Source organism: Marinobacter sp. G11 (assembly GCF_021282325.1).
Taxonomy (GTDB): Bacteria; Pseudomonadota; Gammaproteobacteria; order Pseudomonadales; family Oleiphilaceae; genus Marinobacter; species Marinobacter vinifirmus.
On the sequence record NZ_JAJSPB010000006.1, the window covers coordinates 1 to 14,131 of the forward strand.

General features: G+C 54.7%; 28 protein-coding genes. All 28 read left to right on the plus strand.

Features of this window, described 5'->3' with window-relative positions; genetic code table 11:
- The coding region (locus tag LWH94_RS05465) for an EF-Tu/IF-2/RF-3 family GTPase (protein ID WP_269802495.1) at positions 1–722 on the plus strand (722 nt) is incomplete at its 5' end.
- A gap of 187 nt (positions 723–909) precedes the next feature.
- Positions 910–1,221: a 30S ribosomal protein S10 gene (gene rpsJ, locus LWH94_RS05470; RefSeq protein ID WP_004580743.1), complete on the plus strand. Its 312-nt coding sequence runs from the start codon at positions 910–912 to the stop codon at positions 1,219–1,221.
- Positions 1,222–1,296: 75 nt separating this feature from the next.
- Positions 1,297–1,935, plus strand: a complete 639-nt coding sequence (gene rplC, locus LWH94_RS05475) for a 50S ribosomal protein L3 (RefSeq protein ID WP_022989781.1) — start codon at positions 1,297–1,299, stop codon at positions 1,933–1,935.
- An 11-nt stretch (positions 1,936–1,946) separates the two neighbouring features.
- Positions 1,947–2,552, plus strand: coding sequence for a 50S ribosomal protein L4 (gene rplD, locus LWH94_RS05480; protein ID WP_022989782.1), 606 nt, complete (start codon positions 1,947–1,949; stop codon positions 2,550–2,552).
- Positions 2,549–2,842: a 50S ribosomal protein L23 gene (gene rplW, locus LWH94_RS05485; RefSeq protein WP_008174862.1), complete on the plus strand. Its 294-nt coding sequence runs from the start codon at positions 2,549–2,551 to the stop codon at positions 2,840–2,842. Before rplD ends, rplW begins: the two co-directional genes overlap by 4 nt.
- 17 nt (positions 2,843–2,859) lie before the next feature.
- On the plus strand, positions 2,860–3,687 hold the full coding sequence (gene rplB, locus LWH94_RS05490) for a 50S ribosomal protein L2 (RefSeq protein ID WP_022989783.1): 828 nt from the start codon (positions 2,860–2,862) through the stop codon (positions 3,685–3,687).
- A 23-nt stretch (positions 3,688–3,710) separates the two neighbouring features.
- Complete coding sequence (rpsS, locus tag LWH94_RS05495; protein WP_036219840.1) at positions 3,711–3,986, plus strand: 30S ribosomal protein S19; 276 nt, start codon at positions 3,711–3,713, stop codon at positions 3,984–3,986.
- 16 nt (positions 3,987–4,002) lie between these two features.
- Complete coding sequence (gene rplV / locus LWH94_RS05500) at positions 4,003–4,335, plus strand: 50S ribosomal protein L22 (protein ID WP_232901496.1); 333 nt, start codon at positions 4,003–4,005, stop codon at positions 4,333–4,335.
- 11 nt (positions 4,336–4,346) lie between these two features.
- Complete coding sequence (rpsC, locus tag LWH94_RS05505) at positions 4,347–5,030, plus strand: 30S ribosomal protein S3 (protein WP_022989785.1); 684 nt, start codon at positions 4,347–4,349, stop codon at positions 5,028–5,030.
- 12 nt (positions 5,031–5,042) lie between these two features.
- Positions 5,043–5,456, plus strand: coding sequence for a 50S ribosomal protein L16 (gene rplP / locus LWH94_RS05510; protein ID WP_022989786.1), 414 nt, complete (start codon positions 5,043–5,045; stop codon positions 5,454–5,456).
- The gene (rpmC, locus tag LWH94_RS05515; RefSeq protein ID WP_008174877.1) at positions 5,456–5,647 is read left to right on the plus strand and encodes a 50S ribosomal protein L29; all 192 of its coding nucleotides are present in this window, start codon (positions 5,456–5,458) and stop codon (positions 5,645–5,647) included. The genes rplP and rpmC overlap by 1 nt, the downstream gene beginning before the upstream one ends.
- Position 5,648: 1 nt before the next feature.
- The gene (rpsQ, locus tag LWH94_RS05520; protein WP_022989787.1) at positions 5,649–5,915 is read left to right on the plus strand and encodes a 30S ribosomal protein S17; all 267 of its coding nucleotides are present in this window, start codon (positions 5,649–5,651) and stop codon (positions 5,913–5,915) included.
- An 18-nt stretch (positions 5,916–5,933) separates the two neighbouring features.
- Entirely contained in the window at positions 5,934–6,302 is a 369-nt protein-coding gene (gene rplN, locus LWH94_RS05525) for a 50S ribosomal protein L14 (protein ID WP_011784252.1), read from the plus strand.
- A gap of 17 nt (positions 6,303–6,319) precedes the next feature.
- Positions 6,320–6,640 carry a 50S ribosomal protein L24 gene (rplX, locus tag LWH94_RS05530; RefSeq protein WP_022989788.1) on the plus strand — a complete coding sequence of 107 codons (321 nt, stop codon included), beginning with the start codon at positions 6,320–6,322 and terminating at the stop codon, positions 6,638–6,640.
- Positions 6,641–6,655: 15 nt separating this feature from the next.
- Positions 6,656–7,195, plus strand: coding sequence for a 50S ribosomal protein L5 (gene rplE / locus LWH94_RS05535; RefSeq protein WP_022989789.1), 540 nt, complete (start codon positions 6,656–6,658; stop codon positions 7,193–7,195).
- 12 nt (positions 7,196–7,207) lie between these two features.
- Positions 7,208–7,513 carry a 30S ribosomal protein S14 gene (gene rpsN, locus LWH94_RS05540; RefSeq protein ID WP_022989790.1) on the plus strand — a complete coding sequence of 102 codons (306 nt, stop codon included), beginning with the start codon at positions 7,208–7,210 and terminating at the stop codon, positions 7,511–7,513.
- An 88-nt stretch (positions 7,514–7,601) separates the two neighbouring features.
- The gene (gene rpsH, locus LWH94_RS05545) at positions 7,602–7,994 is read left to right on the plus strand and encodes a 30S ribosomal protein S8 (protein ID WP_022989791.1); all 393 of its coding nucleotides are present in this window, start codon (positions 7,602–7,604) and stop codon (positions 7,992–7,994) included.
- A 9-nt stretch (positions 7,995–8,003) separates the two neighbouring features.
- The gene (gene rplF / locus LWH94_RS05550; RefSeq protein ID WP_022989792.1) at positions 8,004–8,537 is read left to right on the plus strand and encodes a 50S ribosomal protein L6; all 534 of its coding nucleotides are present in this window, start codon (positions 8,004–8,006) and stop codon (positions 8,535–8,537) included.
- A 9-nt stretch (positions 8,538–8,546) separates the two neighbouring features.
- A complete protein-coding gene (gene rplR, locus LWH94_RS05555; RefSeq protein WP_022989793.1) occupies positions 8,547–8,894 on the plus strand; it encodes a 50S ribosomal protein L18 in 348 nt (115 codons plus the stop codon).
- A 12-nt stretch (positions 8,895–8,906) separates the two neighbouring features.
- Entirely contained in the window at positions 8,907–9,407 is a 501-nt protein-coding gene (gene rpsE / locus LWH94_RS05560) for a 30S ribosomal protein S5 (RefSeq protein WP_022989794.1), read from the plus strand.
- 4 nt (positions 9,408–9,411) lie between these two features.
- Positions 9,412–9,600 (plus strand): 50S ribosomal protein L30, encoded by a 189-nt coding sequence (gene rpmD / locus LWH94_RS05565; RefSeq protein WP_007153997.1) that lies wholly within the window; start codon positions 9,412–9,414, stop codon positions 9,598–9,600.
- A gap of 1 nt (position 9,601) precedes the next feature.
- Positions 9,602–10,036, plus strand: a complete 435-nt coding sequence (gene rplO, locus LWH94_RS05570) for a 50S ribosomal protein L15 (protein ID WP_022989795.1) — start codon at positions 9,602–9,604, stop codon at positions 10,034–10,036.
- Between the two features lie 17 nt (positions 10,037–10,053).
- Complete coding sequence (gene secY / locus LWH94_RS05575) at positions 10,054–11,376, plus strand: preprotein translocase subunit SecY (protein ID WP_232901497.1); 1,323 nt, start codon at positions 10,054–10,056, stop codon at positions 11,374–11,376.
- A 33-nt stretch (positions 11,377–11,409) separates the two neighbouring features.
- Positions 11,410–11,523 carry a 50S ribosomal protein L36 gene (gene rpmJ / locus LWH94_RS05580; protein WP_008174902.1) on the plus strand — a complete coding sequence of 38 codons (114 nt, stop codon included), beginning with the start codon at positions 11,410–11,412 and terminating at the stop codon, positions 11,521–11,523.
- Between the two features lie 140 nt (positions 11,524–11,663).
- Positions 11,664–12,020: a 30S ribosomal protein S13 gene (rpsM, locus tag LWH94_RS05585; protein ID WP_022989797.1), complete on the plus strand. Its 357-nt coding sequence runs from the start codon at positions 11,664–11,666 to the stop codon at positions 12,018–12,020.
- Positions 12,021–12,033: 13 nt separating this feature from the next.
- The gene (rpsK, locus tag LWH94_RS05590) at positions 12,034–12,423 is read left to right on the plus strand and encodes a 30S ribosomal protein S11 (protein ID WP_004580767.1); all 390 of its coding nucleotides are present in this window, start codon (positions 12,034–12,036) and stop codon (positions 12,421–12,423) included.
- An 18-nt stretch (positions 12,424–12,441) separates the two neighbouring features.
- Positions 12,442–13,062, plus strand: a complete 621-nt coding sequence (rpsD, locus tag LWH94_RS05595; RefSeq protein WP_022989798.1) for a 30S ribosomal protein S4 — start codon at positions 12,442–12,444, stop codon at positions 13,060–13,062.
- Between the two features lie 35 nt (positions 13,063–13,097).
- Positions 13,098–14,102, plus strand: coding sequence for a DNA-directed RNA polymerase subunit alpha (locus LWH94_RS05600; RefSeq protein ID WP_058341458.1), 1,005 nt, complete (start codon positions 13,098–13,100; stop codon positions 14,100–14,102).
- The last annotated feature ends 29 nt before the right edge of the window (positions 14,103–14,131 follow it).

The window sequence follows — 14,131 nt, forward strand, 5'->3', positions numbered from 1 at the left end:
TGAGCCAGTACGACTTCCCGGGTGACGACACTCCGATCATCACCGGTTCTGCCCTGATGGCTCTGGAAGGTAAAGACGACAACGAGATGGGTACTACCGCTGTTAAGAAGCTGGTAGAAGCCCTGGATGACTACATCCCTGAGCCGGAGCGTGCCATCGATCAGCCGTTCCTGATGCCGATCGAGGACGTATTCTCCATCTCCGGTCGTGGTACCGTAGTAACTGGCCGTGTTGAGCGTGGCATCATCAAGGTAGGTGACGAGGTGGAAATCGTGGGTATCCGCGACACCACCAAGACCACCTGTACTGGTGTTGAGATGTTCCGCAAGCTGCTGGACGAAGGTCGTGCCGGTGAGAACGTAGGTGTTCTGCTGCGTGGTACCAAGCGTGACGACGTTGAGCGTGGTCAGGTTCTGTGTGTACCGGGCTCCATCAAGCCGCACACTGTGTTCGAGTGTGAAGTGTACGTACTGTCCAAAGAAGAAGGTGGTCGTCATACTCCGTTCTTCAAGGGCTACCGTCCGCAGTTCTACTTCCGGACCACTGACGTGACCGGTTCTTGCGAACTGCCGGAAGGCGTAGAAATGGTAATGCCGGGTGACAACGTGAAAATGACTGTTACCCTGATCGCTCCGATCGCCATGGAAGATGGTCTGCGCTTCGCGATTCGTGAAGGCGGCCGTACCGTTGGTGCCGGCGTGGTATCCAAGATCATCGAGTAATATGCTCGATTGATCAGGAAAAAGGGGCTGAATTATTCAGCCCCTTTTTCCGTTTAAGTCGCAAAAGCGTACCTGGCGGTGTCGATTGCAGTGGCAGTTGACACGGTTGGGTATTATGCATACAATGCGGCTCCTTTTTTTGAAGGTCGGCTAACTAGTAGCTGCTACGAGTGGAGTTTGGTGCATCATGCAAAGCCAAAAAATTCGAATCCGGTTGAAGGCGTTTGATTATCGCCTGATCGACCAGTCCACGCAGGAGATCGTCGATACCGCTAAGCGGACCGGCGCTCAGGTGCGTGGTCCAATCCCTCTGCCGACGCGGAAGGAAAAGTACACGGTATTGATCTCTCCGCACGTCAACAAAGACGCGCGCGATCAGTATGAAATTCGTACGCACAAGCGTCTGCTCGACATCGTTGAGCCGACGGAAAAGACAGTGGATGCTCTGATGAAACTGGACCTGGCAGCAGGTGTAGACGTTCAGATCAGCCTCGGCTAATACCGCCCGGTATTAGTCTGTGTAACTGTCATAGGCCATAGAGGGTGCGAGCCCCGTACACTTAAGAGGTGAAACATGGCAATTGGTGTTGTCGGTCGTAAGGCCGGTATGACCCGTATTTTTACGGACGAAGGACAGGCCCTGCCTGTCACGGTAATTGAGGTTGAGCCCAACCGCATTACCCAGCTCAAAACTCTCGAAAGCGACGGCTACCGTGCAGTACAGGTAACCGTAGGTTCTCGTCGTTCCTCCCGTGTAAACAAGGCGGCTGCTGGTCACTTCGCGAAAGCGGGTGTCGAGGCTGGTCGTGGCGTGTGGGAATTCCGTCTGGCTGACGGCGAAGGCGAAGAACTGGCTGCGGGTGGCGAGCTCACTGTCTCTGTATTCGAAGACGGTCAGGTGGTTGATGCCATCGGTCAGTCCAAGGGTAAGGGTTTTCAGGGCGGCGTAAAGCGCTGGAACTTCTCTATGCAGGACGCTACTCACGGTAACTCTCTGTCCCACCGTGCTCCGGGTTCCATTGGTCAGAACCAGACTCCGGGCAAGGTATTCAAGGGCAAGAAAATGGCCGGTCAGCTGGGTAATGCGCAGGTTACTGTGCAAAACCTGAAGATTGTCCGTGTCGATGCCGAGCGCAACCTGCTGCTGGTAAGTGGTGCCGTACCTGGCGCAACTGGCGGCGATGTTGTCATCAAGCCTGCAGTTAAAGCCTGAGGAGCGGTGCGATGGAATTAACAATTACTGGTAGCGGCAAGGGAATCTCTGTTTCCGACGCTGCATTTGCCAAAGATTTTAATGAGGCTCTGGTTCACCAGGTGGTAACTGCCTACATGGCAGCTGGCCGTCAGGGTACCAAGGCTCAGAAAACACGTTCCGAAGTTAGCGGCGGCGGCAAGAAGCCGTGGCGCCAGAAGGGTACCGGCCGTGCACGTGCCGGCACCATCCGTAGCCCGATCTGGCGCTCCGGTGGTGTAACCTTCGCTGCCAAGCCTCGCGACTTCGAGCAGAAGGTTAACCGCAAGATGTACCGTGCGGCTATGTGTTCCATTCTCTCCGAGCTGGTTCGTCAGGAGCGTCTGGTTGTGGTTGACGACATCAACGTCGACTCCCCCAAGACCAAGGCCTTTACTGCCAAGCTGAAGGACCTGGGCGTTTCCAATGCCCTGATCCTGTCCGAGAACGTTGAGCAGAACCTGCACCTGGCCTCCCGCAACATTCCCCACGTGGATGTTCGCGACGTAGCGGGTCTGGATCCGGTCAGCCTGGTTGCCTTCGAGAAAGTCGTGGTGACTGTTCCCGCTCTGAAGAAGATCGAGGAGATGCTGGGATGAATCAGGAACGTATTTACAAGGTCCTGCTTGGGCCGCACGTATCAGAAAAAGCGTCTCTGGCGGCAGAGCGTGGTCAGGTGGTGTTTCGTGTAGCCCCTGATGCAACCAAGCCGGAGATCAAAAAAGCCGTTGAGCAGCTGTTCAACGTCACCGTCGAAGGTGTTCAGGTTCTGAACCGTAAGGGTAAGCTCAAGCGCACTATCCGCGGGTTCGGCAAGCGTAATGACATTCGTAAGGCTTACGTCAAGCTGGCAGAAGGTCAGGACATCGATTTTCTGGATGTGGAATAAGGTAAAGGGGTCGTAATATGCCGATCGTCAAAACCAAGCCAACATCTGCCGGACGCCGTCACGTTGTAAAACTTTACAACCCGGATCTGCACAAAGGACGTCCTTACGAGCCGTTGGTAGAAACTAAGAGTAAGTCTGGTGGCCGTAACAATGCTGGCCGCATTACTACTCGTCACATTGGTGGTGGTCATAAGCAACACTACCGTGTTATCGATTTCAAGCGGACCAAAGATGGTATCCCGGCGATCATTGAACGCCTGGAATATGATCCTAACCGCTCTGCGCACATCGCACTGCTGAAGTACTCCGATGGCGAGCGTCGCTACATCATCGCTCCCAAGGGTATGAAAGCTGGCGATCCAGTGCGTTCCGGCGTCGACGCGCCGATCAAGGTGGGCTCCACTCTGCCGCTCCGGAACATTCCGGTCGGTTCTGTGATCCACTGCGTCGAACTGAAACCTGGCAAAGGTGCCCAGCTGGCTCGCTCCGCGGGCGCATCCGTACAGCTGGTAGCTCGGGAAGGGGCATATGCCACTATCCGCCTGCGTTCAGGTGAAATGCGTAAGGTGCTTGTAGATTGCCGTGCAACGCTGGGTGAAGTATCCAACAGCGAGCACAGCCTCAAGCAGCTTGGTAAAGCGGGTGCATCACGTTGGCGCGGTAAACGTCCAACAGTACGTGGTGTTGCTATGAACCCAGTTGACCACCCGCATGGTGGTGGTGAAGGGCGTACCTCTGGCGGACGTCACCCGGTTACTCCGTGGGGTGTTCCGACCAAAGGGCATAAGACTCGTAAGAACAAGCGTACTGACAAGATGATAGTACGTCGTCGTTCAGCCAAGTAAACGACTACATAGAGGTAATTGCTGTGCCACGTTCTTTAAAGAAAGGTCCTTTTATAGACCTGCATCTGTTGAAGAAGGTCGAGGCAGCTCTGGAAGGAAATGACAAGCGGCCCATTAAAACCTGGTCCCGCCGGTCAACAGTTTTTCCGGAGATGGTAGGCCTGACCATTGCAGTCCACAACGGCAAGCAGCACGTGCCGGTTTATGTCACCGAAGATATGGTCGGTCATAAACTGGGTGAGTTCGCGGCAACGCGTACTTATCGTGGCCATGCGGCCGACAAGAAAGCTAAACGCTGATTGTGAGGTAATAGAAATGGAAGTAGCAGCCAAGTATAAGGGCGCTCGCCTCTCAGCTCAGAAAGCACGTCTTGTCGCCGACCAGGTACGCGGCAAGGCTGTTGAGGACGCCCTGAACATTCTGACTTTCAGCCCGAAGAAGGCAGCGGTAGTAATCAAGAAGGCTCTTGAGTCTGCCATTGCCAACGCTGAGCATAACGAAGGTCTGGACGTAGATGATCTGAGGGTTTCCACCGTTATGGTGGATGAGGGCCCAACGCTCAAGCGAATCAAAGCTCGAGCCAAGGGGCGCGCTGATCGTATTTTCAAGGGCACCTGTCATATCACCGTCAAGGTCGCCGACAAGTAGGAGATGCTCAGATGGGTCATAAAGTAAATCCAACCGGCATTCGCCTGGGTGTGATCAAAGAGCACAACTCAGTGTGGTATGCCGACAAGAAGGACTACGCGAAGAATCTGCTGAATGATATTCAGGTTCGCGAGTTCCTCGACAAGCGTCTGGTTAAGGCGTCTGTCAGCAAGATCGTGATCGAGCGCCCTGCTCAGAACGCCCGGATCACGATCCATACCGCCCGCCCCGGTATTGTTATCGGTAAGAAGGGTGAAGATGTTGATCGTCTGCGTCGTGAAGTTAGCGACATGATGGGTGTGCCCGTGCACATCAACATCGAAGAAGTCCGCAAACCGGACCTGGATGCCCGCCTGGTAGCGCAAAACGTTGCCGGCCAGCTGGAGCGTCGTGTGATGTTCCGTCGCGCTATGAAGCGTGCGGTACAGAACGCCATGCGCCAGGGTGCCAAGGGTATCAAGATTCAGGTTGGTGGTCGTCTTGGGGGTGCTGAGATCGCACGTTCCGAGTGGTATCGCGAAGGTCGTGTACCTCTGCACACACTGCGTGCAGATATTGATTATGCAACCTACGAAGCGAAGACCACTTACGGCATTATCGGCGTAAAGGTATGGATCTTCAAAGGTGAGATTCTTGGTGGTATGGAGCAGGTCCGTGCTGACAAGAAAGCCTCTGGGAAGAAAGGTTCTAAGTAAAGGGGCACTCTTATGCTGCAACCAAAACGCACCAAATTCCGCAAGGTAATGAAAGGCCGTAACACCGGTCTTGCTCACCGCGCCAATAAGGTGAGCTTCGGTGAATACGGATTGAAGGCGACTAGCCGTGGGCGTATAACTGCGCGCCAGATTGAGGCAGCGCGTCGTACCATGACTCGCCGCATCAAGCGGGGCGGTAAGATCTGGATCCGGGTATTCCCGGACAAGCCGATCACCGGTAAGCCGCTTGAAGTACGTATGGGTAAAGGTAAAGGTTCTGTCGAGTATTGGGTGGCTGAGATTCAGCCAGGCCGTATGCTTTACGAGATGGAAGGCGTAGCGGAAGAAATCGCCCGCGAAGCTTTCACTCTGGCTGCTGCCAAACTGCCGGTACAGACCACCTTTGTTAAGAGGACGGTGATGTGATGAAAGCAACAGAGCTGCGTGAAAAGTCAGTCGAGGAGCTGAACAAAGAGCTGATCGACCTCCTGAAGGAGCAGTTCAACCTGCGCATGCGCAAGGCGACAGGTCAGCTGAATCAGTCTCACCTTCTCGGCAAGGTGAAGCGCGATATCGCTCGCGTGAAAACAGTATTGAATGAAAAGGCAGGACAGTGACATGACCGAAGCTACCCAAACTGCCAGAACTCTGAGCGGCAAGGTCGTGAGCAACAAGATGGACAAGTCCATCGTGGTCCTGGTTGAGCGTCAGGTGAAACACCCTCTGTACGGTAAGTACATGAAGCGTTCAACCAAGATCCATGCACACGATGAAAGCAATCAGTGCAACATTGGTGACACCGTTACCATCCAGGAAACCCGTCCGGTCTCCAAGACCAAGACCTGGGCCCTGGTGGAAGTCACCGAACGCGCTGCCAAGGTGTAATTCGCCCGGAGAACAACCATGATTCAGACTCAAACAATGCTTGAAGTCGCGGATAACAGTGGTGCACGTCAGGTTATGTGCATCAAGGTCCTGGGCGGATCTCACCGGCGTTATGCAACCGTTGGGGATATCATCAAGGTAACCGTTAAGGAAGCCATCCCCCGCGGCAAGGTGAAAAAAGGCCAGGTCCTGAAGGCTGTTGTAGTACGTACCCGTAAGGGTGTGCGTCGTCCGGACGGTTCTCTGATCCGTTTTGACGGTAACGCGGCGGTACTTCTGAACAATCAGGACGCTCCCATTGGTACCCGTATCTTCGGACCGGTTACCCGTGAACTGCGTAACGAGAAGTTCATGAAGATTATCTCACTGGCACCCGAAGTACTTTAAAGGACCAGAGGCCGGTTATGAAAAAGATCAAACGAGATGACGAAGTAATCGTCACCACGGGGAAAGACAAAGGCAAACGTGGTAAAGTCCTGAAGGTTCAGGACGACGGTCGCGTGATTGTTTCTGGCATCAACATGATGAAGAAGCACACAAAACCGAACCCGATGCTCGGCACCCCGGGTGGTATCGTCGAGAAAGAAGCGCCTATCCAGGCTTCCAACGTGGCTATTTTTAATCCGCAGACCGGCAAAGCCGATCGTGTTGGCTTCCAGATCAAGGAAGACGGCAGCAAAGTGCGGATCTTCAAGTCCACGAACGAAGCTGTCGATAACCAGTAAGCGGTGGTGGTTACGATGCTTAACATGAAAGAGCAGTACACTAAGGAAGTGGTACCCGCCCTGCAGAAAGAGTTCGGTTACAAGAACATTATGCAGGTGCCGCGTATCGAGAAAATCACCCTGAACATGGGTGTTGGCGAAGCGGTTGGTGACAAAAAGCTGATTGAGAATGCCGTGGCGGATCTTGAGCGCCTGGCAGGTCAGAAAGCGGTTGTCACCAAGGCACGCAAATCCGTAGCGGGTTTTAAAATCCGTGAAGGTTGGCCGATTGGCTGTAAAGTGACCCTGCGCGGTGAGCGCATGTGGGATTTCTTTGATCGTCTGGTGCACATTGCGGTTCCCCGCATTCGTGACTTCCGCGGTCTGAACCCGAAATCCTTCGATGGTCGCGGTAACTACAGCATGGGTGTTCGTGAGCAGATCATCTTCCCTGAGATCGAGTACGACAAAGTCGACAAGATCCGCGGGCTGGATATCACCATCACCACCACTGCCGGTACCGACGACGAAGGTCGCGAACTGTTGAAAGCCTTTGGCTTTCCGTTCAAGAAATAAGGAACGAGTGACATGGCGAAGGTTTCAATGAAGAACCGCGAGCAAAAGCGCGAGCAACTGGTAGCGAAATACGCTGCCAAGCGCGCTGAGCTCAAGGCGATTATCAAAAACCCGAATACCAGCGACGATGACCGTTGGGATGCACAAATGAAGCTCCAGCAGCTTCCGCGTGATTCATCTCCTTCGCGTCTTCGGAATCGTTGCCAGGTGACTGGTCGTCCCCACGGCGTTCTGCGCAAGTTCGAGCTTTCACGGATTAAACTCCGTGAATACGGCATGCGCGGTGACGTTCCGGGCCTGACCAAGGCAAGCTGGTAAGATAGGCAACCTGACTTCGGTCAGGTGCCTGTTGGTAAGCGGTGCGGCACGCCGCTGCACAACTAAAAAGATCAGGAGCCTCATACTAATGAGTATGCAAGACACGCTTGCGGATATGTTTACCCGTATCCGTAATGCCCAGATGGCGTCAAAAGCTGACGTAACGATGCCATCTTCCAAAATGAAGGTCTCCGTAGCCCAGGTCCTGAAGGACGAAGGTTACGTTGAGGATTTCTCTGTTTCAGCTGACGCGAAGCCCGAGCTGACCATTACTCTGAAATATTTCGGCGGCAAGCCGGTTATTGAAGAGATCAAGCGGGTTAGCCGTCCGAGTCTGCGCCAGTACAAAGGCGCCGGGAAACTGCCGAAAGTATCCGGTGGTCTGGGAGTCGCGATTGTCTCAACGTCCAAGGGCGTTATGACAGACCGCGCCGCACGAGCTGCAGGCGTGGGTGGCGAAGTCATCTGCACCGTATTCTAGGAGATACACATGTCCAGGGTTGCCAATAATCCTGTCGTGCTGCCTTCCGGTGTTGAGGTCAAGCTGAACGGACAGGAAATTAACGTGAAGGGCTCCAAGGGAGCACTTCAATTCACCATTCACCAAGCGGTAGAAGTAAAGCAGGAAGAGGGTACTCTTCGCTTTGCTGCACGCGATGGTGCCAAACAGTCCCGCGCTCTTGCTGGTACTACTCGTGCGCTGGTTAACAACATGGTTGCCGGCGTATCCACAGGCTGGGAGCGCAAGCTGCAGCTGACGGGCGTAGGTTACCGTGCGCAGGCGCAAGGTAAGAAGCTTAACCTGACCCTGGGTTTTTCCCATCCGGTCGAGTATGAGCTGCCCGAGGGTGTTACCGCTGAAACTCCGTCCAATACGGAAGTTGTGATTCGCGGTATCGACAAGCAACAGGTTGGCCAGGTCGCTGCTGAAATTCGCGCGTTCCGTCCGCCCGAGCCTTATAAGGGTAAGGGTGTTCGTTATGCGGATGAGCAGGTCAGACGCAAAGAAGCCAAGAAGAAATAAGGCGGGACTATGAGCGCGAATATCGAAAGACTGCGTCGCGCACGTAAAGTGCGCATGAAGATTCGTGAGCTGGGTACTGACCGTCTGTGCGTTCACCGCACTCCGCGTCATATGTACGCCCAGGTTACAACTGCAGATGGCAGCAAAGTGCTGGCCACTGCCTCCACGTTGGATAAGGAACTGCGCCAGGGTGCAACCGGTAACGTGGACGCTGCCAAGAAGGTCGGTCAGCTGATTGCTGAGCGTGCCAAGGCAGCAGGCATTGAGAAGGTCGCTTTTGACCGCTCAGGTTACCGTTATCACGGTCGCGTCCAGGCTCTGGCCGACGCAGCCCGTGAAGCTGGCTTGCAATTCTAAGAGGTGGAGAAGATGAGCGTTAACGAACAGAAGGCGCCTGAGCTCCAGGAAAGGCTGGTTCAGGTAAACCGCGTCGCCAAGGTTGTTAAAGGCGGCCGGATTTTTGCCTTCACCGCACTGACTGTAGTGGGTGATGGTAAAGGACGCGTTGGTTTCGGTCGTGGTAAGGCCCGGGAAGTTCCGGTAGCCATCCAGAAGGCGATGGAAGCTGCTCGTAAGAACATGGTAGATGTGGCGCTTGACGGCAACACTCTGCAGTACCCGGTTCGCGCCCAGCACGGCGGTTCCAAGGTGTACATGCAGCCGGCATCTGAAGGTACCGGTGTTATCGCCGGTGGTGCGATGCGTGCGGTACTGGAAGTGGCAGGCGTTCAGAACGTTCTGTCCAAGTGCTACGGCTCTACCAACCCGGTGAACGTGGTACGTTCCACCATCAAGGGTCTGCAGGCCATGAAGGCGCCTGAAGATATTGCAGCCAAGCGCGGTAAATCCGTCGAAGATATTCTGGGTTGAAGTCATGGCGAACGCAAAAACGATCAAAGTAACTCTGACCCGCAGCCCGATCGGCTGTCAGCCCAAGCACAAGCTGTGTGTAAAGGGTCTGGGTCTTCGTAAAATCGGTCACACCGTTGAAGTGGAAGATACTCCTTCCATTCGCGGCATGATCAACCGGGTTAACTACCTGGTTCAGGTTGAGGAGAACTAAGATGCGTCTGAACGAACTTGCTCCGGAACCTGGTTCACGTCCTAGCGCCAAGCGCGTTGGTCGTGGTATCGGTAGCGGTCTGGGTAAAACCGGCGGTCGCGGTCACAAAGGTCTGAAATCCCGTTCCGGTGGCTCCGTAGCCCCTGGTTTCGAGGGTGGTCAGCAGCCTCTGGCCCGTCGTCTGCCGAAGTTTGGTTTCACCTCCCGCCAGCAGCGTTACGTTGCTGAGATTCGCCTGAACGAACTGGCGAAGGTAGAAGGCGATGTAGTCGACCTGGCTGCACTGAAAAAGGCTGACATCATTCGTGAAGAAATTCGCGAAGCCAAGGTTATGCTGTCTGGCGAGCTGGACCGCGCAGTAACCGTTAAAGGGCTACGTGTCACCAAAGGCGCACGCGAGGCAATCATTGCCGCGGGTGGGAAAGTCGAAGACTAAGACGAGTCGAGGACTAAATGGCCAAGACAGCATCATTGCCTGCGGGCGCCGGAAAAGGATTTGCAGAGCTGCGCTCGCGGCTCTGGTTCGTCTTCCTGGCGTTGTTGGTGTACCGGATCGGTGCCCACATCCCGGTTCCAGGCATCAACCCGGACCGGTTGGCGGCACTGTTTGACCAGAACCAGGGTACTATCCTGAGTCTGTTCAACATGTTTTCCGGTGGTGCGCTTGAGCGCATGAGTATCTTCGCACTCGGTATCATGCCGTACATTTCTGCCTCTATTATCATGCAGCTCATGACTGCGGTTAGTCCGCAGCTTGAGCAGCTGAAGAAAGAAGGCGAGGCTGGTCGTCGCAAGATCAGTCAGTACACCCGGTATGGTACGGTTATCCTGGCCCTGGTTCAGGGCTTTGGTATTTCTGTGGGGCTGGCCTCTCAGGGCGTTACCTTTAACGACAGCTTCAGCTTCCACTTTGTGGCGGTTGTTTCCTTCGTGTGTGGTGCCGTCTTCATGATGTGGCTTGGCGAGCAGATCACCGAGCGTGGTATCGGTAACGGTATTTCCCTGCTGATTTTCGCAGGGATTGTTGCCGGTCTCCCGGGGGCTATTGGTCAGACCCTGGAGCAGGCCCGTAACGGTGAAATGAGCCTGTTGGTAGTGCTCGGTATTGGTATCCTGGCAATCGCGGTTGTCGGCTTCGTGGTTTTCATGGAGCGGGGCCAGCGCCGGCTTACCATCAACTATGCCAAGCGGCAGCAAGGGCGCCGGGTATTTGCCCAGCAGTCCAGTCACCTGCCGCTGAAGGTGAACATGGCCGGTGTTATTCCGCCGATCTTCGCCTCTTCCATTCTGCTGTTCCCGGCTTCGCTCGGTCAGTGGTTTGGCCAGGGTGAAGGCATGGAATGGCTGAGCGATGTGTCCCAGGCATTGGCGCCGAGCCAGCCTTTGTATATCATTCTGTTCGCAGCAGCAGTAGTCTTCTTCTGCTTCTTCTACACAGCGCTGATGTACAACCCCAAAGAAGTTGCGGATAACCTCAAGCGTTCCGGCGCGTTTATCCCGGGTATTCGTCCGGGAGAACAGACCTCCAAGTACATCGATGGTGTGCTTACCCGTCTGACGTTGTTCGGGGCTATGTATATTGCAGCAGTATCCCTGTTCCCTCAGTTCCTGATGGTTGCGGGTAACGTGCCTTTCTATCTTGGTGGTACGTCTCTGCTGATTGTTGTAGTCGTGGTGATGGATTTCATGGCGCAGGTTCAGTCGCACCTGATGTCCCATCAGTATGAATCGCTGATGAAGAAATCCAATCTCAAGGGCTATGGTCGGAACGGCTGATTAAGCCGTTCCCCTTGAAAACTGGAGTCGACAATGAAAGTACGCGCTTCGGTAAAGAAAATTTGCCGTAACTGCAAAGTAATTCGACGCAATGGCTCAGTGCGAGTCATCTGCTCGGAGCCTCGCCACAAGCAGCGCCAGGGCTGATTCTCCGGAATCGCACTGACATTGCAGAAGGGGTTCGGAATAGTGGCGCTTGACTCGACCACGGGTCAGGCGCTATTATTTCGCGCCCTTTTTGTGGCGGAAAATTCACACAGCAAAGCTTTGAACGCGGAGTAATTTGGATGGCACGTATAGCCGGTGTCAATATACCCGATCACAAACATGCTGTTATCTCGCTGACCTACATCTTTGGTGTTGGCAAGACAACAGCCCAGAAGCTTTGCGATGCAACCGGCGTTAAGCCGGACGCCAAGGTCAAAGACCTGAGCGACGAGCAGCTTGAAGCACTTCGTACTGAAGTGGGCAAGTTTACCGTCGAAGGCGATCTGCGTCGTGAAGTACAGATGAACATTAAGCGTTTGAAGGATCTCGGTTGCTTCCGTGGTCTGCGCCATCGTCACGGCCTTCCGGTCCGTGGTCAGCGCACCAAGACCAACGCCCGCACCCGTAAAGGTCCTCGCAAACCTATTCGTAAGTAACAGGTAGGCAAACATGGCAAAGCCAGGTACACGTACCCGTAAAAAGGTGAAAAAGACGGTTGTTGATGGCGTCGCGCACATTCACGCGTCCTTCAACAACACCATCGTGACCATTTCGGACCGTCAGGGCAACGTCCTGTCCTGGGCCACCTCAGGTGGTTCCGGTTTCCGCGGCTCACGTAAGAGTACACCTTTTGCTGCGCAGGTAGCAGCTGAAAGAGCCGGTAATGCGGCTGCTGAATACGGCCTTAAAAACCTGGACGTAGAGGTTAAGGGTCCTGGGCCCGGACGTGAATCCGCTGTACGCGCGCTTAACGGCTGCGGGTACAAGATCACCAACATCACTGATGTGACGCCGATTCCCCACAACGGCTGTCGTCCGCCCAAGAAGCGCCGCGTCTAACACAGGAGACAGTGAAATATGGCTCGTTATATAGGCCCGAAGTGCAAGCTGTCTCGTCGTGAAGGGACAGATCTTTTTCTGAAGAGCGGCGTACGCGCGCTCGATTCCAAGTGCAACATCGAGACTCCGCCGGGTATGCACGGCGCGCGTCGCGGTCGTCTGTCCGAATACGGCTTGCAGCTTCGCGAGAAGCAAAAAGTTCGTCGTATCTACGGTGTGCTTGAGAAGCAGTTCCGTAGCTACTACAAAGAGGCTGCCCGTCGGAAGGGCGCAACCGGTGAAAACCTGCTGCAACTTCTGGAAGGCCGTCTGGATAACGTTGTATATCGCATGGGCTTTGGTTCTACCCGTGCGGAAGCTCGTCAGCTCGTCTCTCACAAGGCGATCCTGGTGAATGATAAGTCGGTGAACATTCCGTCTTACCAGGTTAAGCCGGGTGACGTTGTGAGTGTGCGCGAAAAGTCCAAGAACCAGTTGCGTGTTAAAGGCGCTCTGGAACTCTCTGGTAGCCGCGCACCGGTAAGCTGGGTAGAGGTTGACGCCAACAAGATGTCCGGCGTTTACAAGTCAGTACCTGAGCGTACTGAACTGCCGGCCGACATCAACGAGAACCTCATCGTCGAGCTTTACTCCAAGTAAAGCCCAGTTAGCAACGATAGCAGATAGGGGCGTCTATGCAGCGTTCAGTACATGAGTTATTGACACCTCGTACCATTGACGTGAAAGAATCCAGCGCCGCGCGCGCCAAGGTGACCCTGGAGCCGCTCGAACGCGGTTTCGGTCACACCCTGGGTAGTGCGCTGCGTCGTATTCTTCTGTCTTCAATGCCGGGCTGCGCCGTGACTGAAGCACAGATCGACGGTGTCCTGCACGAGTACAGTGCCATTGAAGGTGTCCAGGAAGACGTCATCGAGATTCTCCTGAATCTCAAAGGCGTCGCCGTAAAGATGCACGGCCGTGACGATGCTGAGCTTACGCTCAGCAAGAAAGGCCCGGGCGTAGTGACTGCCGGCGATATCAAGCTGGACCACGATGTGGAAATCGCTAACCCGGAGCACGTGATCTGTCACCTGAGCGAAAACGGCGAAGTGAACATGCGTTTGCGTGTTGCACGTGGCCGCGGCTATGAGCCGGCTGATCAGCGTGGTCTGGACGAGGACGAAACTCGTGCCATCGGACGCTTGCAGCTTGATGCTACGTTCAGCCCGGTTCGTCGTGTGGCTTATGCCGTCGAGAGCGCTCGGGTTGAGCAGCGTACAGACCTGGACAAGCTGGTTATTGACCTGGAGACCAACGGTACTATCGATCCGGAAGAAGCAATTCGCCGGGCGGCTACCATCCTCCAGCAGCAACTGGCGGTGTTCGTAGATTTCGATCATGAGAAAGAGCCAGAGCGCGTTGAAGAAGAGGAAGAAATTGATCCGATTCTGCTGCGTCCGGTTGATGATCTGGAGTTGACTGTGCGTTCAGCTAACTGCTTGAAGGCTGAAAACATTTACTATATCGGCGATCTTATCCAGCGCACCGAAGTGGAGCTGCTGAAGACGCCTAACCTTGGCAAAAAGTCGCTTACCGAGATCAAGGACGTTCTTGCGTCCCGTGGTTTGTCTCTGGGTATGCGTCTTGATAACTGGCCGCCGGCAAGCCTTCGTGGTGATGACCGGGTTCTGGGCGGTTGATCGCCGATTAGTTTAAGGTAAGGAATCAG